The following is a 26,494-nucleotide window of genomic DNA, read 5'->3' as shown; positions in this document are numbered from 1 at the left end:
CTGCCTTCCTTAAATAATTTTCAAACTCTTTTAAACGCGACCTATAAGGAAGCGATGCACCCCTGATCCAAGACAGCTATGGGGTGAGTGAGCTTCAAGGTTAAGTTTTAGTGTTTATGCACTTGTCTAACGCATTCTACCAATGTTTATTCCAAATAGTCAGACGCCTAATTATAGGTTTTGTGAAAATGTGGGACGTGGCATCGAACTTGAGTAGAGAAAAATATCAAGATCTTCAAATAATTGAGTTAGGGACATCATGGAGTTTAGCTGAGAGCTTCTGTGTCCGTATATAGGGGATAAAAAGCGCCGAGTGCAAAAGCACTCGGCGCTTAGTTTAAAAACACAGGGGGAATTTACTGTGCGTACTCGCGAAGGCGGGAGGCACGCTCTCCATCACGCAGCTTGCTCATAACTTCACGCTCAATTTGACGGACACGCTCACGAGAGAGTCCGAAGCGACGACCAATCTGATCAAGGGTGCGAGGAACACCATCGTCAAGGCCATAACGCAGACGAATAACGTCTTGTTCACGTGGCTCTAGGGTGCCAAGGACTGCGCGGATATCAGAGTGGCGCATGGACGCTACCACTGCAGATTCTGCATCAGTTGCCTCAGAATCCTCGATGAAGTCACCCAAAGGAGCTTCTTCATCGGCACCAACAGGCATATCCAGGCTTACTGGATCGCGGGATTGGCGCAGCAGCATCTCGATCTTGGATTCATCAATGCCGGACTCTTCAGCGAGTTCTTCATTGGTGGCTTCACGGCCAAGGTGTTGGTACATCTCACGCTTGATGCGGGAGAGCTTATTTACCTGCTCCACCAAGTGGACCGGGAGGCGGATAGTGCGGGACTGGTCTGCCATGCCACGAGTGATGGCCTGACGGATCCACCAAGTTGCATAGGTGGAGAATTTAAAGCCCTTGGAATAATCAAACTTTTCCATGGCGCGAATTAGTCCGAGGTTGCCCTCTTGAATGAGATCCAACAGTGGCATACCACGGCCGGTATAACGCTTTGCCAGGGAGACAACCAAGCGTAGGTTGGCTTCCAAAAGGTGAGCGCGAGCCTTCTTGCCGTCTTTGACAAGAACCTTGAGGTCACGCTTCATAGCGCGAGTTAGTGGCTCCTCGGAATCCTTAAGTAGGTGCTCTGCATACAAACCAACTTCAATGGTCTGTGCGAGCTCAACCTCATCTTCTGCGCTGAGCAGAGCAGTCTTGCCGATGCCGTTGAGATAAACGCGAACAAGGTCCTGTGAAGGATTGTCGTTGGTTTGACCTCTACGGCTACCTGGGTCAACCTCCCGTTCAGTTGCGGCGAGATCCTGTGCGGACGGTGCTGTCATAACTGGCCTCCTAATTTCGCTGTTCAAGAGGTTCAACGGTTCCTCTATAGAAATAGTTCCCCGTAAATGACAAATTTAAAATATTCGCCAAATGTTATAAATTAACAAGTCTTCAAGCTTGACTTATTGAAAGAATTTAGGAAAAAGACTTTTGAATAAAATTCAGCTAAAAGTGATCTAGCACTCAACCAGCACAGTAAAAGGACCTTCGTTAACGGAGCTAACTTTCATCATCGCTCCGAAGCGTCCTTGTTCAACCACAATGCCGCGGGCGCGCAACCCGGTGGCGATTTGCTCAATAATCGGAGCCGCCACCTCGCCTGGCGCAGCATCGGACCAGGAAGGTCGGCGGCCTTTGGCGGTGCGTCCCATAAGCGTGAATTGGCTAACCAACAAGACCGGTGCACCTGCATCACTGACAGAGAGCTCATTATCTAAAATTCGCAGCTCTGCGATCTTGCGCACCATCGTTTCCCAAGCGTCGTCTTTATCTGCAGTACCAACACCAACAAGCGCGAGAATACCGCCGGTATCTGGGCAATCAATCGCGCCGACAATCTCACCATCTACGGTGACACTGGCGGAACTAACGCGGGTTAATACTGCTTTCATTGCTTAGCGCTCCAAGAGATCTGCGGGCAGTACAAGGCCGTGGCGGATGAGATCAACAATCGCGGAAATCACGTCATTGTGTAGGTCTTCACCCTCCACGCCTTGAGACATCGCGTACATCTCAATTATTTCTTCCAAAGCCAATCCCTGCGGATGAAGGCCAGCAACAATAGCGCCAATGTGGCTATCAATATCGTGGCTCCAGCGTGGCCCATCGGTGCGGGTTAGGCGCTTGGTCATAGCTTTAAAGCCCATACCTTCCTCCACGTCCGAAAGGCTAATATCTTCGCGGGCTACACCGGGGCGCACACTAAAGGTGCTGGAGAGAATCGAAGAGCGAGTCTGCGCACGCAACCATTCATTGCGGGCAAAATATTCTTCCACCTCCGGGCCGAGCGGATCTTCAAAGTATTGAGTCATAGACTCAGCCAAAATGTCGGATTTCAACTCTGCCTCGTCGCCAGCCAAACGCTGGATCGCGATAAATCCGAAGCCAACTCCAGTCACTGCAGCGTTATCAAAATGCTTTAGCCAGGCAGTAGTACGCGCGGCAGCTTCCTCACTGCGCAGATCCAAGGATTCATCGGCCAGCCAGGTTGCCACATATTGGGCGGGGCTTACGGCATCCCGTTCAATAATCCAGGCCACAAAACCCTCATCAGGCAGCCACTCAGCCACGCGGTTTTGCCAAGACTGGCCGGCAGAATGCACCCAGGCACCCAAGAGGTGAGCGGTGCCACCGGGAGCAAGGTGGGTACAAGCTTCCTCGACAACCAATTTGGTTGCACCATCTAAATCCATGCCGGAATCGCGGTACACATGGGAAATCTCCGCCGGACCTACTACAAAAGGAGGATTGGCAATAATACGGTCAAAGCTGCGGCCAGCAACTGGCTCAAACCAACTGCCCTCCAAAAGCTCTACTTCGATGCCAGAATCCACTAAGGTGGCCTCGGCAAAGTCCAGTGCGCGAGGGTGCACATCAGTAGCAGTAATAGATTCGGCGACCCCAGCCTGACCAAGCACCTGAATGCCAGAACCGGTGCCCAGATCCAACACACTGCCAGTAGGGGAGGTCGGAGTGGCCTGCAGCAAAGACAAACTTGCCGCTCCCACTCCCAAAACGTGGTCAGGACCGGGAATGTGCTGGGTCATAGCCGCATCAGCATCGGAAAATACCCATTGCTGGCGTCCAGCAATTAAATGTGGACGCACATCAAACAACACTTGCGCCTTGTCCCCATCAATTGCGATGAGGTCGGCGTCGACAAGCGCCTTTAAGGTCTGTGCCCCCAACAAACCTGAAAGCTTATCGACGCGCACCCGGTCGCGTAACACCAACGCCCGTAGGGCGAAGTTCAGGTCCGAAGGATCCTGGGAGTCGAGGTAGTAGCGCACCGCCGCCGGCTGACCGGCGTACAAAGCTTGGCTGTAATCAGGGCCCAGCAAGTTGTTGATACCGGTGGAGCTAAAGCCAATCCTTTTGAAGGTTTGTTTAAGATCAGCCGCAGCAGCGGTGAGAGGGGATCGATCACTCATAAATTTTTAGGAATCCTCGTTGGTGTCGGCATCAATAATGAGACCTTCAAAAGGTCGGGGTGCATCAAGTGCTGCAGTATTATTCTGTTTTAATTCCGCGGCGCGACGAGCCTCTAAACGAGCTTGTTCATTTTGCTCGCGCACCAGCGCTGGTTTATAGACATTCTTTTCCCGCTTATCCCGGGGTTCACCCTGGCCATTGGCAATCACCACAGCAACCCATGGCAAAGGCACCGAGATGATAAATAGAATGACCGCCAAAAACCACAGGTGCCACACCATCCAGGACAAACCAGCCACAATAAGCAGCGGAATACGCGCAGCCTGAATCACATTATATAGCCGCTTGCGATGGCGTAAATCTTGCATGGGGGTGCGCTTTTTATCGGTAATTAACAGCACTTCGGGGCGATGAAAAATACCTTTAAAGCGTTTGGAAGAGGAATTTTCCGACGCACCGGTGTCCCCGGATTGACGGTGTTTCCGCTGGTTCATAGGGAACAGGGTAGTCCGTTTAGCGGCAACCGAGGAATTTGGGGCATTATAGATTAAGTGAGAACGACAACGAAGACCATTGAACGCCCCGATGTCAGGGAAGATAACGCGACTAGCGATGACACCCCGAAGTTTTTTCACTATGTGAAAAAGGATCAAATCGTGGAATCAGCCGTTAGTGGTCGCATGGTTGTTGCCCTGTGCGGGGAAACATTCCCAGTGACCAAACAAGCCAAGCCCGGTTCACCTGTGTGCCCGGACTGCGAGAGAATTTTTAAGGGTCTGCGTAGGAAGTGAGTTCAAATCTAAGAGCGTGGCAGCGCGCAGCTCTAGATAAATACCTGTCGGAAAAGCCCCGTGACTTCCTGGCTGTGGCAACCCCCGGCGCAGGAAAGACCACGTTTGCGTTGCGCGTGGCCACGGAATTGAAGGCCTCCCGCACAGTTGACCGCATCATTGTGGTGGTTCCTACCGAGCACCTGAAAGTGCAGTGGTCTCATTCTGCAGCTCGAGTTGGATTGGCGCTTGACCCAGAGTTTAAAAACTCAGGCAGCATCAACCCGGCTTATGACGGCATTTGCGTGACCTATGCCCAGGTGGCAATGCATCCTTTTAAGCATTATCAGCTGGCCATGGCACGCCGTACTTTGGTGATCCTCGATGAGATTCACCACGGTGGTGACGCCAAGAGCTGGGGCGAGGGTATTAGCCAGGCTTATCGCGATGCGGAACACCGCCTCGCACTAACTGGTACTCCTTTCCGCTCTGATGATTCTCCGATTCCTTTTGTGCGTTATCAGGAGGATTCCGAAGGGCATATGGTGTCCCAATCGGACCATACCTATGGCTATTCCGAAGCTCTTGCTGATGGCGTAGTCCGCCCGGTGGTCTTCTTGGCCTATTCCGGTGAAGCTCGGTGGAGAGATAGCGCTGGCGAAGAATACGCCGCCCGACTTGGTGAACCGCTCAACCTTGAGCAAACCGCCAAGGCTTGGCGTACCGCACTGGACCCTAAGGGCGACTGGATTCCGGCGGTGCTCTCAGCGGCACATACCCGGCTTATGCAGCTGCGTCAGAATATTCCCGATGCTGGCGGCTTGGTTATTGCCTCTGATACCAAGACGGCGCGTGCCTATGCCAAAATCTTGGGCACAATGTCCTCCACGCCAGTTTCCGTGATTCTTTCTGATGAAGCCGGTGCCTCTGAGCGCATTGATGAGTTCTCTGCTTCCACAGATGAGTGGATGGTGGCGGTGCGCATGGTGTCTGAAGGCGTGGACGTGCCGCGATTGGCGGTGGGGGTTTATGCCACCTCGGCGTCCACTCCGCTGTTTTTTGCGCAGGCTATTGGACGTTTTGTGCGTTCTCGTATGCCTGGTGAAACCGCATCTGTCTTCCTGCCTTCAGTTCCAGTACTGCTGGAATTGGCTGAAAAGTTGGAAGTATCGCGCGATCACGTGCTGGGCAAACCACATCGCCCCAAGGAAGGCTGGGATGATGAGCTGCTTCAAGATGCCAACCGCAAGGAATCTGAGCCGGACCTGTTGCCCAAATATGAGTCGCTGGGCGCTGAGGCTGAGCTAGATTCCCTGATTTATGATGGTTCCACCTACGGCACGGGAACCTTCAGCGGTTCCGCCGAGGAGGCCGATTACCTCGGCCTACCGGGGCTTCTCGACGCAGAACAGATGCGTGAGTTGTTGCGTAAGCGTCAAGAAGAACAACTTGATGCCCGAGAAGCTGAGGAGAAGCGACGCCGCGAGCTGGAGAAACAAAAACAGCGCGAGGCAGAAATCCTGGAAAAGCCAGTAGAGTCGGTAGCAAGTGATGAGATTCCGAAGCTGCGCAAGGAACTTAATACCTTAGTATCTATTACCTCTGGTAGGACTGGCCGTCCACATGGTGCCATCCACACCGAGGCACGCAAGCACTGTGGTGGCCCACCCACTGCACTGTGTACTGCTGAGCAATTGCGGGAAAGAATTGCTTATCTGCGCAAATGGTAACGTAACGTTTTCATTGCAAAATACATACCCTCACTCCCTGAATAGGGGCGTGAGGGTATCCTTGTTTGGATACAAAAATCAACCGAGGAAGGCCACGATATGACCACTCCTAATTACCCCTACGGAGAGCCAAACGATCCCCAGCCACAGGGAAACACCCCCAACTACGGCTCCTACTCTGGAAACTACGGTGGCGGAGCGGGGGAGACTCCCCAGATTAATGGGAGTGCATATGCCGGTGGTTTTGAAAATTCTCCACTAAATGTTGGTGACAATAAAATTGCCAAATGGGCTCTTGGCCTAGGTATCGCCGCTTTAATTACGTTGCTTGCTGCATTCGGGGGACCTTTAGCAATTCTTTCCTTGCTTTCCCCTATCCTGGCGATTGCGGGCATCATTGTATCCATCATTGCACTGGCTAAGGGACGTAAATTTACTGGAGCTGCAAAACGACGCGGATTCTCCATTACCGGACTGACACTGTCTATTGTCACCCTGGTAATAATTGTGGTGTCAGTTATCGCGATCACTGTCCTAGTCAGCAACTCCGGAATACTTGATTGCTTTAACGGCGAAAATGCAGACGTTACTGCGCAGCAGCTATGCGTTGAAGAAACCCTCAACAACTCATTCTAAAATTGCACAGTGCCCAGGCCTCGAAGGTCTGGGCACTTTTGATGTCTATCAAAAGAAATAGGGAAACCCAGTGTCTGAAGTATTGCCGAAGGATAACGCTCGACCTCAGCGTTCGGCATCCTCCCATAGAATCTTGGCACCTGATATTGCGCGTGGACTAGCGCTATTGGGCATTGCTCTCGCGAATGTAGCAACTGCATGGCTTACCCCGACAATTGTGTATAGCAGTGCCCGACTAGGTGGAATTATGCATGATTCCATTTGGGAGCGCAGTTATGCACTTTTTGCAGCAATGTTTGTGCATGTCCGCGGATTGCCGATGTTTTCAACCCTCTTGGGTTATGGCGTGGGCATGATTGTTTTGAGCCTGTGGCGCCGTGAGTATCCGATTACTAAAGCCCGTGCAGTAGTAATGCGCAGATATGCATTCTTAGCACTGCTGGGTCTAATCCATATGGTGTTCCTTTTTTGGGGTGACATCATGTTTTTCTATGGTGTGGCCGGTGTACTTTTTGCGCTGATTATCACTCTAAAAGATGAATTCCTATGGATGCTTGCCGGATTATTGGCGGTGTTATCTATTTTCTTCACCCTCGGGTCCACCGTTATTTTGCCATTTTTGGTCGATATACCGGAAGTTTCTCTCAGCTCCGGGGCGGTTGACTTCAGCACCAAATCTTATGGTGAATACGTACTCTTGGGCTTGATTATTTTGGTGGCGCAGTTCGCTGCAATCCCCTCTGAATTGATGATGCTCATGCCAGTAATGATCGTGGGTTTTATTGCCGCACGGCACCGGGTGTTGTCTCGTGTAGATGAATTTAAGAAGCCACTGTGGATTGCTGTAGCCGTGTTCTTGGCAATTGCCCTACTAATTGGTCTGCCGTGGGGGCTTGCTGAGATTGGGGTTTTGCCCAATAGTTACGCCAACACCTTCTATTACCTCAATCAAGCTTTTGGGCCATTTAGTGGACCCGGCATTGTCGCGGTTGTTGCTCTTGCGGTGCAGCCTTTGCAGCGTCGTTTAGATCAAGCTTCGGCGACAGGGCAGGGCTATAAGATTGCGTGGCCAGTTCGGATGGTGGCGGCGTTGGGAGCACGCTCGATGAGTGGATATGTTGCGCAATCCATCATCTTCTTGGTGCTTACCCAAAAATTCACGCTGGGAGTTGGCATCGGAGGCGGTATTTTAGTCTCAGCTGCGATCGCCGGTGGTGTGTGGCTGTTTACGCTTCTTGGGGCATTTGCCCTTGAGTTGGCCCATAAACGCGGACCTTTTGAGGCGGCTCATCGTTATCTTGCATATGGCAAAGAAGGCTTGCAAGATCCCTATGTTTCACCGCAACGCGCACTAAACTAAGCCACGAAAAAAGGGGCAGGGACTGTGATAATCACAGTCCCTGCCCCTCTTATGCTGCATAAAACCTTTAGTCTAGGTAATCGCGCAGCACCTGGGAACGAGATGGGTGGCGCAGCTTAGACATAGTCTTGGACTCAATCTGGCGGATACGCTCACGGGTAACACCGTAGACCTGACCGATTTCGTCTAAAGTGCGAGGCATTCCGTCAGTAAGGCCAAAGCGCAGCTTCACAACGCCAGCTTCACGCTCAGAAAGGGTCTCCAGAACATCTTGGAGCTGATCCTGCAAGAGGGTGAAGGAGACGGCGTCAACTGCAACAACAGCCTCAGAGTCTTCAATGAAGTCCCCAAGCTGGCTATCGCCTTCATCACCGATGGTTTGATCCAGGGAGATTGGCTCACGCGCATACTGCTGAATTTCCAGTACTTTCTCTTCGGAAATATCCATTTCCTTGGAGAGTTCCTGTGGGGTAGGTTCGCGACCCAATTCCTGCAGCAGCTCACGCTGAATGCGACCAAGCTTATTAATAACTTCGACCATGTGAACCGGAATACGAATGGTACGAGCCTGGTCCGCCATAGCGCGGGTAATTGCCTGGCGAATCCACCACGTTGCATAGGTAGAGAACTTATAACCCTTGGAGTAGTCGAACTTCTCCACAGCGCGGATTAGACCAAGGTTGCCTTCCTGGATGAGGTCAAGGAAAGCCATACCGCGACCGGTATAACGCTTTGCCAAGGACACAACCAGACGCAAGTTAGCTTCAAGTAGGTGGTTTTTAGCCTTGCGGCCATCACGAGCAATCGCACGCAAATCGCGCTTTACAGCTGGGGTAAGTTTTGCATCCTTATCGCCAGCAGCAAAAGCCTCTTCCATCTCCTCCATACGGTGAGTGGCATAAAGACCAGCTTCAATGCGCTTAGCCAAGGAGACTTCCTGCTCAGCATTAAGCAGCGCGACCTTACCGATTTGCTTCAGGTAAGCACGAACGGAGTCAGCAGAAGCAGTTAGCTCGGCATCTTTGCGAGCTTGACGCAGGGTTGCAGACTCATCTTCATCCCAAACTGAGGACCCGTCATCGTCCTCTTCGTCTACAGCTTCTTCACCAAGCGCTTCGACACCGTCCTCGTCATCTTCCTCGCCGAGATCATCAACAAAATCATCATCGGGTACGAAATCTGGATCGTCTTCGGTGATGAGATCATCCTCATCTGCGACAACCTGAGGTTCCTCATCTGCAACAGTCTCAGGCGCAGCCTTAGGAGCGGCCTTCTTGGCAGCAGCTTTTTTAGCTGGAGCCTTACGGGCAGTCTTCTTGGCAGCTTTCTTCGCTGTCTTCTTAGCAGCAGTCTTGCGGGGAGCGGTGCTGGTTTCTGCAGCATCGTCTTCTACAACCTCGATGGCTGGGGAAGACACAGTTGCGTCAATGGTGCGCGCAGACTCAGGCGCCGTTGCAACAACCGGGGTGTCCTGGCTGCCCAAAGGCGCGGCGACGCGAGGCGCTGCCTTGCGTGCGGTCTTACGTGCGGTCTTTTTAGCGACCGCCTTTTTAGCTACGTTGTTTTCTACCATGCTGCTCTCCACGGCTCCTGGTGCATTTTCATCGACATCTCCGACTGATCCGAGCGATGCTGAGGATTAAATGGCAAGTACTTACGCCCTTTCGCCTAGCTTCTTCCAAAGAGATGTATAAAGTGCGAATATCTATATCCAACAACAGGAAAACTTATTTGTTCCCCTGAAACGCCGAAAAGTTATCCCCGAACTTGGGTACATCTTTTGGGATGGTCAGCCGATCAATTGTTCCATGTCCCTGGTGCCTGCTCCCGGAAAGTCTCACTTGCCCCCGAATGCGTTTCGGAGTGCGTTGAGTCATGTACTTCTTTGGAGGCCAAAAGGGTGAATCAATCTCATGGTTAACTCTTTGTCCACGATCAGCAGCCCAGTATAGTTCAAAGACCGGGCTGCTGTCACAAAGGGGTCAAAATTCCGATACCTCAATAGTGGCTGTGAATCAAGACCCGAAGACAAAGTTAGTGCTCAAACGGGATAAATACGCGACGCTTTAATCCTCTTAAGGGTTGAGGTGTTTAGACACTGCCATCGCGGCACCGACAATTCCTGCACGATTGCGCAGTTGTGCTGGTACAACCTCGGTGTCAAGCTCCAAAAGTGGCATCCACTTGTCATGCTTTCGGGAAATGCCACCACCCATTATGAATAGGGAAGGGGAGAAGAGCTTTTCATATTCCTGCAACACCTTGTTGAGCTGCTTGCTCCACTTCTTCCAGGAGAGATCCTCATTCTCCTTTACTGCAGCTGAAGCGCGGTGTTCTGCCTCGACGCCATCAACAACAAGGTGGCCTAACTCAGTGTTGGGGAAAAGGGTGCCATCAACCAGGAACGCTGAGCCGATGCCAGTGCCCAGGGTTAATAAGATGACGGCACCTTCGCGGGCTGCGGGATCACCAAAGGTTGCCTCTGCGATACCAGCTGCATCGGCGTCGTTGAGCACCGCGATCTCTCGCTCACCTAGATGTCGAGCAAAAAGCTCATGAACATCGGTGCCGATCCACGATTTATCAATATTGGCGGCAGACAAAGCAATTTGGCCACGCACCACAGACGGCAGGGTAATGCCTACTGGGCCGTCCCACTCTGCCTCTGCCAAAATTTGAGCTACTACTTCTGCGACGGCTTCAGGGGTTGCAGGTTGCGGGGTGGCGATTTTAATTCGCTCACCGATAAATTCACCCGTGGTGAGATCCACACGAGCGCCTTTAATGCCGGAACCACCGACATCAATTCCAAATCCGGTCTCAGTCATGCGCCCAAGTGTACAAATCAGATGTGCATTCGGCACTGATTCTTTAAAATTTTCCCTTTTCAACGGCAGGATCTCTAAAAAACAACCATGATGGAGACTATGCAACAGGGAATAGAATCTTTTAATGAACTTCGTGCCATTGCCGCTGAAACAGCCACCCTGGCGGCAGCTCGCATCTTAGAAAAGCGCGCTGAACTTGGGGATTTATGGCAATACACCAACACCAAAAGCTCCTCCGTTGACCCTGTGACCATTGTTGATACCTTGGCAGAGGATTTTATTGCCAATCGCCTCCAGGAATTGCGTCCAGAAGATGGCCTAATCGGGGAGGAAGGCACTGGTACTTCGTCGATAAGCGGTGTTACCTGGATTGTTGACCCCATTGACGGCACCGTCAACTTTCTTTATGGCCTACCCCAATATGCGGTGTCAATCGCTGCAGCGATTGACGGGGAAGTCGTGGCAGGCGCGGTTATTAACGTGGAAACCGGGGTGCTGTACACCGCCGCGCGCGGCGAGGGTGCCACTAAATATTTGCCGGCGAACGACGAAATACTGTCGCTATCAGTGAACAAAATCCACGACCCGAGCCAAGCACTATTGGCCACCGGCTTTGGTTATTCTGCGACTCGCCGTGAACAACAGGCGCAGTTATTGACCAAGGTGTTACCTCAGGTTCGTGATATTCGACGTCTGGGAAGCGCGGCGCTCGATTTATGCCACCTCGCTGATGGCCAGGTTGATTTGTACTACGAGCATGGTCTGAATTGCTGGGATTATGCCGCTGGTTCACTCATCGCTGAGGAAGCTGGTGCAATTACCGTGGCTCCGGGATTGTCTATTCCAGGCTCTTCGGGCGAGGTATTTTTTGCGGCACCAGAGAGCATTTTTGATGTCGCACAGGAACTTTTTAACTCATTCGGAGGCTTTAAAGCGCTAAATGCTTAAAAAAGCGCATTTTTTAAGCCTCAAAGGGCTCTCGATTTTAGGCCTCTGACCTGCCGGTATGACAAGCGTCAAATTCTCCTTTACTATGCGCGCTAAATGCTGCACTAGATTTTCTTAAGCCTGTGCAAAAGCAAGCGAACTATACCCACTCGGGAGGAAATTAAGATGGCTACCGACTATGACGCACCCCGTCGCCGTGTAGAAGACGAGTTAGAGACCGACTCCCTCGAAGGTCTTAAGGCCGTAGAAAGCGCCAATAGCGATATGGATGACGATGGCGAAATCGTTGAGGCATTCGAGATTCCCAATATTGATCTCTCCGGTGAAGAGCTCAACGTAGATGTGGTGCCACGTCGTGCTGATGAGTTCACCTGCGCAAGCTGCTTCCTGGTACAGCGCAACAACCGCAAGTCCCACGTTGAGGCTGATGGCTCCATCATCTGCCTAGACTGCGCATAAGCATTTTTGAGCATTGTTTAAAAGCATTGTGAAGTAGTACCGAGATCGCCTTGATCTGCGGGGTTTAACCCCACGTGATTGATATAGCCTTCCCGAGCTTTGAGAAGTATTAAACCCCGTTAACCAGCAAAATGCCGGTTAACGGGGTTTTGACTCCCCTGGAAATTCGCCTGGTCCAGGGCTTAAAAAGGGCTAATTAGCGGAAATCTGCAAGTGCTGCATCAGCCTGGGACGGCAAGAATGCACGCAATAAAGCCTCAGGATCTTTGGTGCCCACCAGCCAATAAGGAGTGGGATCTTCTGGATCATCAAGCACCAGCATCACCATCTCATGTACCCAACCATGAGAGACCACAAATGCAGCTGGATCCAATTGACGGCCCATTGCATTGCGTTTTGCAGTAGCTGGAACCGCCAAAGAACGCGACACCACATCAGCAGGCAGATTGGCCTGGCCAGCAATTAGCCACCGCGTACCATCTGCGTCTTCTTCTACTGCCACAACAGTTGATGACATATTCAGTAGCACCCATACACCGACGATGGAAAGCAATACCGCTGGTATATAGATCCAAAGGGCACTGCGGTTAAGTCCAAATTGGGCGGTGAGCAGCGCCACCACAAAGGCCATCGCTAACCACCAATACCACGGCACCCACTGGCGCTCGCGGTAAATTACGCGAGGGGCACCGCCCTGGTTTGGTGAGGAATTTGAAGAAGCAGAATCTAAGCCTTGGGAATCAGTCACAATAGGTAATCCTATCCCACGCCTCCAGAGAGATCATTTTCCATGCTCATAGCCAAGAGCTCCGCTAATCAAGGCCATAAATAGCAATGCAGGCATACAAGTGGCACTAGGGGGAGAATGAAGGTGCTGGCACAAGCTATGTAATCTAAACCTGTGACTGAGCAAAATTACTCTTCCCTAGACCCCATCAAATTGGTTCGCCTAGATAAAGAACTCCCAATGCCCAAAAGGGCACACCGCGGTGATGCAGGCGTAGATCTTCACGCCACCACCGATGTAGTAATCGCGCCGGGTCACCGCGAAGTAGTGGGCACTGGAGTGGCAATTGCCTTGCCATTGGGCACCGTTGGTTTAGTGCACCCTCGCTCTGGTTTGGCCGCTCGCGAGGGCCTGAGCATTGTTAATGCTCCAGGCACCATTGATGCCGATTACCGCGGTGAGATCAAGGTGTGCCTGATCAACCTTGACCCTGAGACCCCCATTTCCATTAAGCGCGGTGACCGTATTGCACAGCTGGTCATCCAAAAGGTGGAATTGGTTGATTTTGCAGAAGTCGAAGAACTTGATGAGACAGTTCGCGGCGACCAAGGTTATGGCTCCACTGGAAAAACTTCCAGCTAAATACCCATTTTGGTGGCAAGATTTCCCAATAGACCTACACTGGAACAGATCTAAAAATTGTGGGGCAGGGTTTTCACTCCTCAGCTCGATTTATTTGTCCAGCCCAACACAACATCTCTGATAGAAGGGACCTAAAGGTAGCTCATGGCACTGTGGCCGTTTGGCAAAAAGAACGAGACTAAAGATGAATCCGGTGAGGGAACAGGGGAAGGCGTTAACGCCCCTGCAGCCCTGTCCAACTTGGGCGCTCCAGCAGAAGCGGAAGTGGAAGCAGCAGTAGATCTAGACCAAGATCCTGCCGCTGGCGAACCAGACCCAGTACACGATGCTTTCAACGGCCAGACCGGCCCCTTTGATGCTGGCGCTGTTAGCATCGACGACTTTGATTTTTCCGACTTTGCAAAAGGTGTCCTTGACCTAGGATCCCTGCAGATTCCGCTGCCTGTTAATTCAGAGGTTCAGGTGGAAATGGGGGAGCAAGGTCCTCGAATGCTCCACATCGTCACCGAGTTTGGTCGTATCACCCCGGTTGCTTTTGCAGCACCAACCTCTGCAGGCCAGTGGCGTGAATCTACAAAGGAGATCGCTGCTGGAATGCGTCGCGATGGCCTGAGCGTGCGCGTAGAAAAGGGTCCGTGGGGTCGCGAAGTAGTCGGTGAGGCAAATGATCGCCAAATCCGTATCGCAGGTGTTGATGGACCACGCTGGATGCTGCGTATGACCATGATTGCGCCGGCCGATCGTGCTGATGCAATGCGTGATTTGGGCCGTGAAGTTATTGCACGCACTTTTGTTAATCGTGGCGAAGCACCCATCTTGGCAGGTAACCCCTTGCCAGTTGCTTTGCCGAAGCAGCTGGCAGAGCAAGTACAGCAGGCAATGGCTAAGCGTGCCCAGGAGGCAGCCGCTAAAAACCCAGGTCAAGCCCCTACTGCAACACCGGATCAGGGAAATACGGGCAACGCCGGGTAGGGTTAAGTTCTCTGCGTTAAATATTTCATAGATATGGTGTGCTGCGCCTGCGGGATTTCAGCCACACACGCATCATCTTCCGGGGTGGCCATTAACGGATCTGGCCGCCAATTCATACCGATCTTGATCCGTGACTGCACCCACAGACCGCAAAAGGCCACTGCGCCACAGGCTGTGGGTGTGAATGAGAAAGAATGAGGAAACAGTCTCATGACTGAAACCGCTGAATTAACCAAAGGCGACGTCATCTCTGTAGAGGTCATTAGGCCTGCACACGGTGGAGAAGGAATCGCCCACCATGATGGACGCGTTATTTTTGTACAGGGTGGATTCCCTGGCGATGACGTGGATGTAGAAATCTCCCAGCTCAAGAAAAAGTGGGCGCGCGGCCAGGTAGTAAAAGTAAATAAGCCTTCTGTTGATCGCGTGGAATCCCGTTGTGCAGCAGCTGCTGCCGGTGCTGGTTGCTGTGACTATGCAGAACTAAATCCAGCCGCTGAGCTGCGTCTTAAGACTCAGGTGCTGACTGACCAGCTGGAAAGAATTGGTGGCCTGGCTCGACTCGGCACCCCAGAACTTTTTGATCTGCAGCCTACTTCCGGCTGGCGCACCCGCGTGCGTTTGGGCGTTGATGCCTCCGGTCGTGCAGGTTTCCGCAAGCCTAAGAGCAATGACCTCGTCACCGAGGTCACCTGCTCACAGGTAGTACCAGCGCTTCTCGACGGGCTGATGGGGGAGGGCGCACAGCGCTTCACCCCAGGTTCAGAGATCATTGCGGCTATCGACGACAAGGGCCAGCGCCATGTTATTGAAGCTCATAAGGCTCCTCGTGGTCGCCGCACGGAGACTGTACTGAAGGTTCTGGAAGGAACCGGCAATGTGGAGCAAACAGTAGGCAACTACACCTGGACTTTCCCAGTGTCCTCATTCTGGCAGGCCCATTCTGCTGCTCCTGCTGCCTATTCAGGTTTTATCGCCGAGGTGCTAGAGGGCCTGGAGCTTAGCGACGTCGATAAGCGTGGCCCTGTGGCCTGGGACCTTTATGGCGGCGTTGGGTTGTTCGCGCCGGTAATCGTCGACAAGCTTGGTGCACGTGTGCACTCGGTGGAGCTTTCTGCCGGTTCGGCAGAGGCCGGCGAGATCGCCCTCGAAGGCTTGCCTGTTACCTTCCACACTGGCCGTGTTGAAGGTGTGACCTCTCAGCTCAATTCCCCACATGTGGTGGTTCTTGATCCTCCACGTACCGGTGCTGGCGCTGAGGTTTTGAAGAGCATTGCCGAGGCAAACCCCCAGCTTGTGATCCATATTGGCTGTGATCCTGCGACATTTTCTCGTGATGTTGCAGACTGGAATACCAATGGATACACCCTGGAACGCCTGGCAGTATTTAATGCTTTCCCTGGTACTCACCACTTTGAAACCATCGGTGTTTTTATCCCTAAGGGCTAAATCACAGTTTATTTATTAAGTACTTTGCGGAACTCAGAATTAAACACGGTGCTTAATTACAGAGTAAGATAGCTCAAACGACGCAGGTGGGTTCCGCGACCACCTGCCTATTTAGTATCGCCAGCCCGGTACACATTTTTTGAAAACGTTCATTTTCCGAGAAGCAAAGGTGTCTGACTCACGCCAATGGGAATCCTAAACTCAATTTCAACACCTGCTGACCTCAAAGCCCTTAAAGATGAAGATCTTGAGGTGTTGGCCGAGGAAATTCGCACCTTCCTGGTAGATAAGGTGGCAGCAACCGGTGGACATCTTGGTCCTAACCTGGGAGTTGTTGAACTCAGCATCGGGTTGCATCGAGTCTTTGATTCCCCAGCTGATCCGATCATCTTTGATACCTCGCATCAGTCCTATGTGCACAAGATCCTCACCGGACGCGCTGGCGATTTTGATACCCTTCGCCAAAAAGATGGACTTTCTGGCTACACCAGCCGCGCCGAAAGTGAGCACGACTGGACCGAATCCTCTCATGCCTCCGCAGCATTGTCCTATGCAGATGGCCTTTCCAAAGCCATGCAGCTTAATGGCGATAGCGAGCACAGCGTGGTAGCTGTAGTTGGTGACGGCGCCCTTACCGGTGGCATGTGTTGGGAAGCTCTTAATAACATCGCTGCTGGTAAAGACCGCAATGTTGTGGTCATTGTTAATGACAATGGGCGCAGCTATTCTCCCACCATCGGCGGATTTGCCGAAAACTTGGCAGAACTGCGTATGGAACCTTTTTATGACCGCGTCATGGAAAAGGGAAAGACCTCTTTGAAGTCCATGGGCTGGGTCGGGGAGCGTACTTTCGAGGCATTGCACGCTTTTAAAGAAGGCGTAAAAAGCACCGTTATTCCCACTGAGATGTTCCCAGAACTGGGTATGAAATATGTGGGACCAGTAAATGGCCATAACCTCAAGGCAGTAGAAAATGCTTTGAAATATGCCCATGACTATGAAGGTCCCATCATCGTTCATATGGTGACGGAAAAAGGTCGCGGTTATGCACCGGCTGAACAAGACCTTGATGAGCTAATGCACTCCACCGGCATTATGGATCCCGTAACTGGTGAGCCAAAATCTGTGTCCAAACCAGGTTGGACTGCTGTTTTTAGTGATGAGCTCACCAAAATTGGTGGCCAGAATGAAGATGTTATTGCGATTACTGCAGCAATGGCCGGACCTACTGGTTTGGCAAAATTTGCGGCTAATTATCCCAACCGCTTTTTTGATGTGGGAATTGCAGAACAGCATGCGTTGACCTCCGCTGCTGGCCTGGCACTAGGCGGCAAGCACCCAGTGGTGGCAATTTACTCCACCTTCCTCAACCGGGCATTTGACCAGTTGCTAATGGATGTCGGATTGCTCCACCTGCCCGTAACGATTGTGTTGGATCGCTCTGGTGTGACCGGTTCTGATGGAGCCAGCCACAACGGTGTCTGGGATCTTGCATTAACCTCCATCGTGCCTGGTATTCGCGTTGCAGCTCCTCGTGATGAAATCACACTGCGGGAATTGCTTAATGAAGCAGTGGGAATCGATGATGGTCCGACTGTGATCCGTTTCCCTAAGGGAGAATTGCCAACTCCGGTTGAGGCTTTGCAGACCTTTGAGGATGGCGTTGACCTCATTGGCTACATTGATGCAGCAGATCAAAGCGAAACCGAAGATTCTGCACCGTCGGTGTTGATCGTGGCTGTTGGCGAGCGTGCCTCCATTGCACTAAAGGTGGCAGAGCGTATCGCCGCCCGTGGTGTGAATGTCACGGTTGTTGATCCTCGCTGGGTTATCCCAATTCCGCAGTCGCTGGTTGCCTTGGCAGATGATCACGATTTGGTTGTCACTATTGAAGATGGCGTGATCCACGGCGGTGTTGGTTCACTGCTTTCTGACGCGCTGAATGCAGCAGAGATAGATACTCCACGCCGTCAAGTTGCGGTACCTCAGAAATACCTCGATCATGCTTCCCGCAATGAAGTTTTGGCTGATCATAGCCTTGATCTTGATGCAGTAGAAGCAAGCATTAATGGGTGGATGGATAATCTTTTTGGCGAATAAAGACTAGAAGCGACCGGGTTTGCGTCGCAAAGCACACAAACCTGAATCCGTCCCCTTAAGAAGCCACCTTGCGTGGCTCCTTTTTTAGTTTTTGAAAAGCGCCTTGCTTAGCAGCGCGCCCACCTGCTCAATTTGCCACGGGCGAGCTTCATAATCGGCTAAAGCCTCAAAGAGACTTTCGGGATCGCCAATTTCCTGCGTATGCACGGCCATCCACACCATGGTTCGCAAAGTTGCGGGCTGTAAGAGGTTCTCGCCGGGGATGGCTAAATCCGCCCCGAGATCATCAATACTGGCCCGGACCTCCTGCAAGACCTCATATTCTTCGGGATAATAGGTGCTCCACATGCGACGATCAGGAATGCCGTCTTTGCGTGGCAGGGGAGTTGGCCAGGTGTTTTTAGCGCTTTTTAGAGCACGCATAACTACCCGGAACCAGCGCTTCACAGCTGCCGGATTGCGTCCCGGAAAGCCCTTGGTTCGCGCCAAATCTGCGGGGCTGCGTGGAAGAGTTCGCGCGACTTCCACAATCACCTTATTGGGCAAGATTTTGCCAGGAGCTAGATCCCTGGAAGAAGCAAAAGAATCTCTTTCCATCCACAATTCGCGCGCCACGGCTAATTGATCTGGGCGTTTGAGGGTGGAAATTCCTTTGAGATCAGTCCACGTGGTGGCTGCAGGTTCAGAGACCTCCGCAAATTGCGACATAATATAGCGAAATTCTTGTTCCGCCCAGGCAAGTTTGCCTTGGGAATCCAGAATTTCTGCCATCACATCTGCCAGTTCAAGCAGCATTTCCACATCAAGGGCGGCATAAGTAAGCCAAGATTCAGGCAGCGGGCGCTTAGACCAATCCTCTGCACCATGGCCTTTAAGCAGGTGGAGTTCAAAGATCTGTTCCACCATGGCAGCAAGATTGACGTGCTCGAAGCCAGCTAAACGCCCTGCTAGTTCAGTATCAAAAAGCATGCCAGGGTGGAGATCCAGCCATGCCAAGCTGGGTAAATCAGTGGCTGCAGCGTGAATGATCCACTCTTGATTGTTGATCACCGGGCCCAAAGCTCGGGTTAATTCCGGCCGAAAAGACTCAGGATCCAGCAAAACAGTGCCACTGCCACGGCGTCGAATTTGGATAAGAAAGGCACGATCGTCATAGCGGAATCCTGAAGCGCGTTCAGTATCAATGGCAAAAGGGCCGGTTCCATTGGCGAGGACTTCGGCTGCAGCCTCAAATTCTGCGGGAGTTGAAAGCAGGGGAGGCGTGCCATCACGCGGCTGTAGAAGATCGGAAACCATAAATACCAATCTACCTGTGCAGCTCGGTGACACCCTCCGGTGGGAGTCCTGCAACGGAAGCAAGTACCGCTGCGAATGCCTCGACATGCGAGGTGAGGTCATTGCCGGTGGCAGTCCAAGAAGCACGCATTTCTACCTGATAAGCGCTGGGTGGGCCACCAATTTCACCAAAGCGAACAGAACTGGTGGAGGTAACGGTGCCACCTAGGTTAGTGAAACCAGCACCTGCTTCTTCTAGGCCTTCATTTAGCCACTGCCATGCAACTTCTGGAAGCAGTGGATCGGAGGCTACAGCATGATCCATATCGGCCTGAATATAGGCGACAAGGCGCATGGTGCCTTCCCAAGAATCCTCTGAACCTGGATCATGGAGCAAAATAAGACGGCCGAAAGAATCGCCTTCACTGTTGGTAGCAACAACGTCGGATTCTTCGTGGTGGTTTACCTCGAGGCCGATGGCATGAGAGAAGGGTGCAAGGCGCTGCGGTGGTCTGATTGTGCCCAAAGCAAGTTCTGGGCGCAGGCGCGCTCTATGCATGGACTCAACCGCTTCGGAAAACTCCACGGGAGTACTCTCCGCCGGGGTGGATGAGGTCTGGTGCTGAGAGGTCGCTTCAGAATCGATCACACTGTGAAACTTACTAATAGCGATTACATCTGCGGGGGAGGCGCGCCGTTAATTTTTAAAAGTCTGGTGGCTTAAGAAAATATTCGAGAAAGATCAAAGAAATCTAACGAATTCATAAGAGGGCTGCACAAAAGAGGTGACTTAGCAGGGGTTTATTTGTGCAAATAAAACAACAGACGGACGAGTGGCTGAGTAACTAGGCTAACTAGATTGGTTTTAGATGCCCGGTTTCGCTTGAGTTGGTGAGAATTACCGTTCTGAGCTTTTCGACGTACCCCTTTGTTTGCCCATCCAGCGGTGTTCTGCCTTGTTCTCAAGAGCTCAAATTTCGGCTAAAAACAGTCAGCATTTTTGAGCATGGTGAAGCGATGATGAAGCAAGGGGGTGTGAAATGTAGCCTAAGTTTGGGGCTATTGCCACACCGGCGGGTGATCAAACTTATGATGGATATGTTGGTGTAAGTATGTGAGGTTTAAGCCTTAAAGTTTCCGAGTGAATTTTAAATAAGAAATTAAGATAATCCACCAGGGAACCCTAGGCAGATTCAAGACATACCCGAAATGCACCCGCACTACGCTTTATCCGCGATTCATCCGCATGAGGTTTACCTCAAGCACGAGGTTCACCTTAATAAACAGCGGTGAACCATGAAAGGAAATCATTTTATGAGCGACCCAAGCATTAAAGAGCTCAATCGGGTGCAGCGCTACTCCCAGTGGGCAGTGTTCCGCATCGTTCCGGGGATTCTTGATGATGACCGCACTGAGGCCATCGAGCAAGCACGCCAGTTCTTCGCTGACATTGAAGCTGCCGGCAATGTAGTTGTGCGTGGCATTTATGATGCCACTGGCTTGCGCGCTGATGCTGACTACATGATCTGGTGGCATGCTGAAGAATTCCAGCAGCTCCAAGAGGTGTTTAATAACTTCCGCCGTTTCACCCAGCTTGGTCAGGCTTCTGAGGTTTTCTGGATTGGTAATGCTATTCACCGCCCATCCGAGTTCAACAAAGCTCATCTGCCAGCATTTATCATGGGCGAAGAGCCACGTGAGTGGATGACTGTGTACCCATTCGTCCGCAGTTATGAGTGGTACATCAATGATCCAAAGGAGCGCTCTCGTATGCTGCGTGAGCACGGCCAGGCTGCCGTTGATTTCCCAGACGTGCGGGCCAACACTATGAGTGCTTTTGCGCTTGGCGATTATGAGTGGATGCTCGCCTTCGAGGCTGATGAGCTGCACCGCATCGTTGACCTCATGCACAAGATGCGTTACACCGAGGCTCGCCTGCATGTCCGCGAGGAGCTGCCATTCGTTTCCGGCCGCCGCGTCGCAGATATTGCAGAGCTGATCAACGTCTTGCCATAAGGCGCTTGTCGACGAAAAACAGCCCCCGCCCAGCCAATTAAGGCTGGGCGGGGCTTGATGCGTGCCAGTAAAAACTTATTCGGAAATAGGCTTTTCTTCGAGCTTGATACTGATGGAGTTAATGCAGTAGCGCAGGTCAGTGGGGGTGTCATAACCCTCGCCCTCAAAAACGTGGCCCATATGGGAACCGCACTTTGCGCAGAGCACCTCAACGCGACGCATTCCTAGGGAAAGATCTTCCTTCTCGATGATCTTGTCGCCAGCAAGTGGGGAGAAGAAAGAAGGCCAGCCACAATGAGAATCAAATTTCTCGGTGGAGCGGAATAGTTCTTCGCCGCAGGCACGGCAAGAGTAGACACCCTCGGTAGTGGTGTTGGTGTATTCACCAATATGTGGAGGTTCGGTGCCTGCTTCACGCAGTACATGGAATTCCTGCGGGGTTAGGCGCTCGCGCCATTCTGCATCGCTAATGAACTTAAAGTCAGTCATTTTGTCCTCTCAAAAATTTGTTGAGCATATATCTTGCAGAAGATCTAGGGAGTTTCAGTAATTGGCTGAGAATCCAGATCTACTTGAGTGCTCATGTGCTCTGGTTCTTGTGATGCCTGTGTGGCCAAGGAGCGCTTGGTCTTAATGTCACCTACGAACCAGAATAGCGCCGCCACAAAAGTTACGACGATCAATAGACTCCAACCAGCTGTCGCCCGGAAAAATTCCACCCAGCGCGCAATATCTGGCCAGCGTGTGGACTCGAAAGTATCTGGAGTAAGGAAGAAGTACGCTGCTACCCAGGCTGCCCATTGGTGGAATACAGAGCGTGGGCCCAACACGGTAAAGATCATGGGGAAGATCATCATGGAGTAGTACATCTGTCCCAGCGAAGATAGGAAGAATACGCCAGTAAGCAGCACACCAGAAGTAGTTGCAGCCCAGAAGAAAGGCTCAGTATTTCTAAAACGCAGCAGTGCCAAAACTGCAACACCAACCATGCCACCGAAGATGAGGAACCACAGCATCTCCCATTGTTTCGGCATGCCGAAGTAAATAGCTAAGCCCGGCAGGGAACTATTGGCAAAGTCTCGAGTTTCACCCAAGTAGGGGATTGTGCGGGTGATGTAATCTGCCGCTCCTGGTACCAAAGGCCAGGCGATAACGTTAAAAATCACTGGTGTGAGGATGCCTAAAGCTAGTGCTCCCCATTGTTTTTTCACCAGCGGTAAAAAGAGCAATGGCAAAAACATCGGCTTTACCAAGATGGCTAAACCGATGATTAGACCACCTACCCAGGATTTCTTATGGATCACGCACCACAAAAAGAGAACCAACATGAGCAGCAAAATGCCATTGATATTGGAGAAGATCAGGGTATTTTGTACTGCTTCGGTCAGCATGGCAACCGCAATTGCCAGTGGCCAGACCATGCTGCGTAGTGCCCAACCAGCCATTCGCGTTAAAAGCCCCAAAGCAATAACAATGGCAAGCAGGTTGGCAGCAATAAATGCCCAGCGCGCCAGAGTGAAATTCGCGATATAGCCCAACGGTGCAAGTAGCAAAGTGGCGCCTGGGTTATAGAGGTAATGAGGGTCAACAAAATGATAGACCTCGTTATATACCGGAACCCCTTCAATAAACCTGCGCAACGCACTATAAACAGTGGTGAAGTCATCGGTGACGGAACCATTAATAGCCAACACAAAAAAGCGGTGAGCCATCAGCAAAATAGCCAACGGCCAACCTATAGCATTGCCAATATGATCCCACCTGCTGCGACGGGGTTGTTCGAGTTCATTGCTAACTGGGCTTGGTAAAACCGGGGAGAAACTCACACAACTAATCTAGCCAATGGGATTAACCTCCACGTTGTCCAACACCCCTTTTAGCTCCGAACATAACGCAGGAACACCGTACTATCGGCATCAGCGTAAAAGTGATCAAACCTAAAACGTTGTGGGGCTGCATTTCCGCCTTGCACCATGGGGTGCTCAACGGTGCCTGAGATTGTGGGATCCACGGTCTGATGCCATACATCTACTATGCCGGCATCTAAAACCTGCGCGTAAAGGGTCGCGCCCCCCTCACAGGTGATGCGTGCGTAGCCCGCATTCCGGAGCTTGTCGACGACACCTCGCACACTGAGCACTTCCATCTCAATAATTTCTGCACTCGCATTTTTCAGCACGGCTTTAAGCTCAGCATCTTTGTTATCAGTAAAGATGAGGGGGCGAGTTTGTGCTTCTTTAAAGAAGCGGGACTCCGTATCAAATTTCAGCGAACTTGAGATAACCGCAATGGGGGGAATAGCGCATTGACCATTTGTAAGGCGTTGTTGTTGAATCTCTAAAGGAATCTGCACGCCACCGTAGTTCTCTGCTTTGATCGTGCCAGAACCCACTAAAACGACATCACTCCATTGACGCAGTCCCAATAGGAGAGCGGTGTCAGTGTTATTGCCTAGATCTCCAGAAGTTCCATTAACTGTGGTTGATCCGTGGAGTGTGCTGACCAAAACACAGCGCAATTCAGGAATTGTGGGCTCTTGGAGTGGGCCGATGAGGTCTTTGATGTTCGCCATCTTTAAAAGAATAGAAGGCTTTTGAGCTCAACACTGGCAAAATGAAGATCTCCCGATCAGCAAGCTGCTGATCGGGAGATCTTCTTAATGGTGGTCCTAGCTGGGATCGAACCAGCGACCTTTCCGGTGTGAACGGAACGCTCTTCCACTGAGCCATAGGACCTCAAGTGGTGTGTTTAAAAGTTAACACGCCTTAATTCGAAGTTCATAATTGCCTCCCCCTTACTTGTGTGGGCTGAATAATGTTGCGCAACCCAACATCTGAAATACAAAGCTGTAATTCTCAAAAGGCGCTTTGGGAGGGGCTTTAAAACCCTCGTTTTTGAGTTCTATCAGGGGATTTGTGTTGTGAGAGGGCTTCCGTCTAAAGTTATTCAGGCACCGCACAGAACGGAACTTAAGAAAACAAGTTCACTGCAGTGCATGCGGATGTAGCGCAGTTGGTAGCGCATCACCTTGCCAAGGTGAGGGTCGCGAGTTCGAATCTCGTCATCCGCTCTCATTTCACCGGGCCAATCGTTGAAATGTCTCGCGCGTTTAGCTCAGCGGGAGAGCGCTTCCCTGACACGGAAGAGGTCACTGGTTCAATCCCAGTATCGCGCACAAAGAGGGTGAGTCACCTCTTAAAAAATGATTTATGCGGATGTAGCGCAGTTGGTAGCGCATCACCTTGCCAAGGTGAGGGTCGCGAGTTCGAATCTCGTCATCCGCTCTGGTACATTTACCATGTACCTGAGGCGGGAATCCCGCCACGGTGGAATGGCCGAGTGGTGAGGCAACGGTCTGCAAAACCGTGCACACGGGTTCGATTCCCGTTTCCACCTCGCATTAGCGGGCGCGTTTAGCTCAGCGGGAGAGCGCTTCCCTGACACGGAAGAGGTCACTGGTTCAATCCCAGTATCGCGCACAAAGAGGGTGAGTCACCTCTTAAAAAATGATTTATGCGGATGTAGCGCAGTTGGTAGCGCATCACCTTGCCAAGGTGAGGGTCGCGAGTTCGAATCTCGTCATCCGCTCAAGTAGAGCTCTGTCCTGAAAAGTGCAGAGCTTTTTTGTTTTTGTGCGTTAGACTTGCGTTGCGCTGCTCACAGTGCCTGAAATTCATCTCGAACCTTCCTACACTGAGTTCATTAGTTATTAACCTACGTGTTGATTTATGGAAATTAATACAGGTGGGAACTAAATAGGCAGGATTTTCGACAACTATCTGAACCCGAAAACATCGGGGACTGATCGTGGCGAATGATGTCTGAATCGCCAGCAGATGAAAGGTTGAACGTGGCTTTAGCAAGAGATAAAGAAGTTAATAGTGGGGGATTGGCTATGCAGAAACTCCGCGCTGCAACTGCACTTGCTGGTGCAGCCACCGTTGGAGCTTTGAGTTTCCTCGCCGCTCCAGTCGCTCAAGCCCATGACGTTGTTGTTTCCTCCAACCCGGAAAACGGCAGCGTGGTGGAAGAGTTCCCCCAAACTATTGACCTTGAATTCTCTGGTCTACCGCAAGATCTTTTCACCACTGTGGCATTAAGCAATGCCGACACCGGTGAAGTTTTAAGCTCCGGCACTCCAACGCTGCAGGACCAGCACATTACTTATGAAGTACCTGCTGAGGTAAAACCAGCTGCTGGCAATTATGTGCTGGGCTTCCAAATCACCTCCTCTGATGGGCACGCCACCAAAGGCTCAATTGCATTTGAGGTAGCTGGAACCGGAGCTGCGCCATCCGCCACTACGGCTGTAGAAACCACCGCAGCAGCTCCTAGCTCAGAGGCAACACCTGCAGAGTCCACCAACACCGCTGAGGAAACCTCCGGTGTGGCAGGTCCTTGGAAGTGGGTACTCAGCATTGCTGCAGTACTGGTGGTAGCAGCTGCCATTGTCATGATGATCGCCAAAAACCGTAATCAGAAGTAGAAGGAAAAACCATGAAGAAGATTCTTGGCGCAAGTGTCCTACTCAGCGGAGCATTGCTTATGGCTGCATGTTCCCCAGCCAATCAAAATGATTCCACCGGCAGTACTGCGGAAACTGCGATGAGCATGACTCCAAGTGCTTCAACTTCAACTTCCACCAAAGCCTCTGATTCCAATGCCATTTTGAGCATGGACAATGCGGTTGTTCGCGCTTCAGCTGAGGGCAGCGATATGACTGCGGTGTTTGGCACCATCGTCAACAACACTGAACAAGAAGTTCATGTCACCGGTTTTAGCGCCAACGTGGATGCTCAAAGCTTTGAAATCCATGAGGTTGTTAATGGCATGATGCAGCCAAAGGCTGGGGGATTGGTTATCCCTGCAGGTGAGAGCGTGGAATTGGCACCCGGTGGCGATCATATGATGATTCTTGGTCTGGCTGCTCCAATCCAGGCTGGTGAAAAAGTAACCATCACTTTGGTGCTAGAAGATGGCACCACTGTGGAACTGGAACCAACTCCTGCTCGTACCATCGCAGCTGGCGATGAAGAATATGGCATGAGCATGGATCACAGCGAGATGGCTCACTAAAA

25 protein-coding genes and 7 tRNA genes are annotated in these 26,494 nt (G+C 51.6%); 19 read left to right on the top strand and 13 right to left on the bottom strand.

What is annotated here, in order from left to right:
• Window positions 1–356 precede the first annotated feature (356 nt).
• The 4 genes from H924_RS08145 to H924_RS08130 form a co-directional block, all read right to left on the bottom strand.
• Complete coding sequence (locus H924_RS08145) at window positions 357–1,352, bottom strand: sigma-70 family RNA polymerase sigma factor (RefSeq protein WP_015651480.1); 996 nt, start codon at window positions 1,350–1,352, stop codon at window positions 357–359.
• Between the two features lie 177 nt (window positions 1,353–1,529).
• A complete protein-coding gene (gene dtd, locus H924_RS08140; RefSeq protein ID WP_015651479.1) occupies window positions 1,530–1,964 on the bottom strand; it encodes a D-aminoacyl-tRNA deacylase in 435 nt (144 codons plus the stop codon).
• Window positions 1,965–1,967: 3 nt separating this feature from the next.
• The gene (locus H924_RS08135) at window positions 1,968–3,503 is read right to left on the bottom strand and encodes a DUF7782 domain-containing protein (protein WP_015651478.1); all 1,536 of its coding nucleotides are present in this window, start codon (window positions 3,501–3,503) and stop codon (window positions 1,968–1,970) included.
• A 6-nt stretch (window positions 3,504–3,509) separates the two neighbouring features.
• Window positions 3,510–3,998, bottom strand: a complete 489-nt coding sequence (locus H924_RS08130) for a DUF3099 domain-containing protein (RefSeq protein ID WP_015651477.1) — start codon at window positions 3,996–3,998, stop codon at window positions 3,510–3,512.
• A gap of 57 nt (window positions 3,999–4,055) precedes the next feature.
• On the opposite strand from H924_RS08130, the gene H924_RS08125 reads away from it, so the two are divergent.
• From H924_RS08125 to H924_RS08110, 4 genes are all read left to right on the top strand, one after another.
• Window positions 4,056–4,295 (top strand): DUF3039 domain-containing protein, encoded by a 240-nt coding sequence (locus tag H924_RS08125; RefSeq protein ID WP_015651476.1) that lies wholly within the window; start codon window positions 4,056–4,058, stop codon window positions 4,293–4,295.
• Window positions 4,292–6,004 carry a DEAD/DEAH box helicase gene (locus H924_RS08120; protein WP_015651475.1) on the top strand — a complete coding sequence of 571 codons (1,713 nt, stop codon included), beginning with the start codon at window positions 4,292–4,294 and terminating at the stop codon, window positions 6,002–6,004. Before H924_RS08125 ends, H924_RS08120 begins: the two co-directional genes overlap by 4 nt.
• A gap of 99 nt (window positions 6,005–6,103) precedes the next feature.
• Window positions 6,104–6,640 (top strand): hypothetical protein, encoded by a 537-nt coding sequence (locus H924_RS08115; protein ID WP_015651474.1) that lies wholly within the window; start codon window positions 6,104–6,106, stop codon window positions 6,638–6,640.
• A gap of 70 nt (window positions 6,641–6,710) precedes the next feature.
• The gene (locus H924_RS08110; RefSeq protein ID WP_015651473.1) at window positions 6,711–8,000 is read left to right on the top strand and encodes a DUF418 domain-containing protein; all 1,290 of its coding nucleotides are present in this window, start codon (window positions 6,711–6,713) and stop codon (window positions 7,998–8,000) included.
• Window positions 8,001–8,067: 67 nt separating this feature from the next.
• Here the strand turns inward: H924_RS08110 and H924_RS08105 are convergent, their stop codons facing one another.
• Both H924_RS08105 and ppgK read right to left on the bottom strand, forming a co-directional pair.
• Window positions 8,068–9,573: an RNA polymerase sigma factor gene (locus H924_RS08105; protein WP_015651472.1), complete on the bottom strand. Its 1,506-nt coding sequence runs from the start codon at window positions 9,571–9,573 to the stop codon at window positions 8,068–8,070.
• 502 nt (window positions 9,574–10,075) lie between these two features.
• The gene (gene ppgK / locus H924_RS08100; RefSeq protein ID WP_015651471.1) at window positions 10,076–10,828 is read right to left on the bottom strand and encodes a polyphosphate--glucose phosphotransferase; all 753 of its coding nucleotides are present in this window, start codon (window positions 10,826–10,828) and stop codon (window positions 10,076–10,078) included.
• Window positions 10,829–10,915: 87 nt separating this feature from the next.
• On the opposite strand from ppgK, the gene H924_RS08095 reads away from it, so the two are divergent.
• Together H924_RS08095 and H924_RS08090 are read left to right on the top strand one after the other, a co-directional pair.
• Complete coding sequence (locus tag H924_RS08095; RefSeq protein ID WP_404825319.1) at window positions 10,916–11,776, top strand: inositol monophosphatase family protein; 861 nt, start codon at window positions 10,916–10,918, stop codon at window positions 11,774–11,776.
• 165 nt (window positions 11,777–11,941) lie between these two features.
• Entirely contained in the window at window positions 11,942–12,235 is a 294-nt protein-coding gene (locus H924_RS08090) for a DUF4193 domain-containing protein (protein WP_015651469.1), read from the top strand.
• Window positions 12,236–12,431: 196 nt separating this feature from the next.
• Here H924_RS08090 and H924_RS08085 read toward each other — a convergent pair whose 3' ends face one another.
• Complete coding sequence (locus H924_RS08085; RefSeq protein WP_015651468.1) at window positions 12,432–12,983, bottom strand: DUF3093 domain-containing protein; 552 nt, start codon at window positions 12,981–12,983, stop codon at window positions 12,432–12,434.
• 153 nt (window positions 12,984–13,136) lie between these two features.
• On the opposite strand from H924_RS08085, the gene dut reads away from it, so the two are divergent.
• The 4 genes from dut to dxs all read left to right on the top strand — a co-directional run bounded on the left by dut (window position 13,137) and on the right by dxs (window position 18,125).
• Window positions 13,137–13,604 carry a dUTP diphosphatase gene (dut, locus tag H924_RS08080; RefSeq protein WP_015651467.1) on the top strand — a complete coding sequence of 156 codons (468 nt, stop codon included), beginning with the start codon at window positions 13,137–13,139 and terminating at the stop codon, window positions 13,602–13,604.
• Between the two features lie 144 nt (window positions 13,605–13,748).
• Window positions 13,749–14,576 (top strand): DUF3710 domain-containing protein, encoded by an 828-nt coding sequence (locus H924_RS08075; RefSeq protein ID WP_015651466.1) that lies wholly within the window; start codon window positions 13,749–13,751, stop codon window positions 14,574–14,576.
• A 210-nt stretch (window positions 14,577–14,786) separates the two neighbouring features.
• Window positions 14,787–16,025, top strand: coding sequence for a class I SAM-dependent RNA methyltransferase (locus tag H924_RS08070; RefSeq protein ID WP_015651465.1), 1,239 nt, complete (start codon window positions 14,787–14,789; stop codon window positions 16,023–16,025).
• Window positions 16,026–16,211: 186 nt separating this feature from the next.
• Window positions 16,212–18,125, top strand: coding sequence for a 1-deoxy-D-xylulose-5-phosphate synthase (gene dxs, locus H924_RS08065; protein ID WP_015651464.1), 1,914 nt, complete (start codon window positions 16,212–16,214; stop codon window positions 18,123–18,125).
• 84 nt (window positions 18,126–18,209) lie between these two features.
• On the opposite strand, the gene H924_RS08060 is transcribed toward dxs, so the two are convergent.
• Entirely contained in the window at window positions 18,210–19,421 is a 1,212-nt protein-coding gene (locus H924_RS08060) for an HRDC domain-containing protein (RefSeq protein ID WP_015651463.1), read from the bottom strand.
• A 10-nt stretch (window positions 19,422–19,431) separates the two neighbouring features.
• Window positions 19,432–20,049 carry a DUF3000 domain-containing protein gene (locus H924_RS08055; protein ID WP_015651462.1) on the bottom strand — a complete coding sequence of 206 codons (618 nt, stop codon included), beginning with the start codon at window positions 20,047–20,049 and terminating at the stop codon, window positions 19,432–19,434.
• A 665-nt stretch (window positions 20,050–20,714) separates the two neighbouring features.
• On the opposite strand from H924_RS08055, the gene hemQ reads away from it, so the two are divergent.
• Entirely contained in the window at window positions 20,715–21,416 is a 702-nt protein-coding gene (gene hemQ, locus H924_RS08050) for a hydrogen peroxide-dependent heme synthase (protein ID WP_015651461.1), read from the top strand.
• A gap of 75 nt (window positions 21,417–21,491) precedes the next feature.
• Here hemQ and msrB read toward each other — a convergent pair whose 3' ends face one another.
• The 4 genes from msrB to H924_RS08030 all read right to left on the bottom strand — a co-directional run bounded on the left by msrB (window position 21,492) and on the right by H924_RS08030 (window position 24,151).
• The gene (gene msrB, locus H924_RS08045) at window positions 21,492–21,905 is read right to left on the bottom strand and encodes a peptide-methionine (R)-S-oxide reductase MsrB (RefSeq protein ID WP_015651460.1); all 414 of its coding nucleotides are present in this window, start codon (window positions 21,903–21,905) and stop codon (window positions 21,492–21,494) included.
• A 44-nt stretch (window positions 21,906–21,949) separates the two neighbouring features.
• On the bottom strand, window positions 21,950–23,242 hold the full coding sequence (aftC, locus tag H924_RS08040; RefSeq protein ID WP_211208098.1) for a glycosyltransferase family 87 protein: 1,293 nt from the start codon (window positions 23,240–23,242) through the stop codon (window positions 21,950–21,952).
• Window positions 23,243–23,292: 50 nt separating this feature from the next.
• Entirely contained in the window at window positions 23,293–23,988 is a 696-nt protein-coding gene (locus tag H924_RS08035; RefSeq protein WP_015651458.1) for a pyrimidine reductase family protein, read from the bottom strand.
• 88 nt (window positions 23,989–24,076) lie between these two features.
• Window positions 24,077–24,151: transfer RNA gene (locus H924_RS08030), tRNA-Val, on the bottom strand.
• A gap of 262 nt (window positions 24,152–24,413) precedes the next feature.
• Here H924_RS08030 and H924_RS08025 point away from each other — a divergent pair.
• The 8 genes from H924_RS08025 to H924_RS07990 all read left to right on the top strand — a co-directional run bounded on the left by H924_RS08025 (window position 24,414) and on the right by H924_RS07990 (window position 26,492).
• Window positions 24,414–24,486, top strand: a tRNA-Gly gene (locus H924_RS08025).
• Window positions 24,487–24,519: 33 nt separating this feature from the next.
• Window positions 24,520–24,591 (top strand) — tRNA-Val (locus H924_RS08020).
• A 36-nt stretch (window positions 24,592–24,627) separates the two neighbouring features.
• Window positions 24,628–24,700, top strand: a tRNA-Gly gene (locus tag H924_RS08015).
• A 41-nt stretch (window positions 24,701–24,741) separates the two neighbouring features.
• Window positions 24,742–24,812: transfer RNA gene (locus H924_RS08010), tRNA-Cys, on the top strand.
• 11 nt (window positions 24,813–24,823) lie between these two features.
• Window positions 24,824–24,895: transfer RNA gene (locus H924_RS08005), tRNA-Val, on the top strand.
• A 36-nt stretch (window positions 24,896–24,931) separates the two neighbouring features.
• A tRNA-Gly gene (locus H924_RS08000) sits at window positions 24,932–25,004 on the top strand.
• A gap of 307 nt (window positions 25,005–25,311) precedes the next feature.
• Complete coding sequence (locus H924_RS07995) at window positions 25,312–25,902, top strand: copper resistance CopC family protein (RefSeq protein WP_029703215.1); 591 nt, start codon at window positions 25,312–25,314, stop codon at window positions 25,900–25,902.
• Window positions 25,903–25,913: 11 nt separating this feature from the next.
• On the top strand, window positions 25,914–26,492 hold the full coding sequence (locus tag H924_RS07990; RefSeq protein WP_015651456.1) for a copper chaperone PCu(A)C: 579 nt from the start codon (window positions 25,914–25,916) through the stop codon (window positions 26,490–26,492).
• The last annotated feature ends 2 nt before the right edge of the window (window positions 26,493–26,494 follow it).

Origin of the sequence: Corynebacterium callunae DSM 20147 (assembly GCF_000344785.1) — a bacterium.
Lineage (GTDB): Bacteria > Actinomycetota > Actinomycetes > Mycobacteriales > Mycobacteriaceae > Corynebacterium > Corynebacterium callunae.
This window is presented reverse-complemented; position numbering and strand designations above follow the sequence as displayed.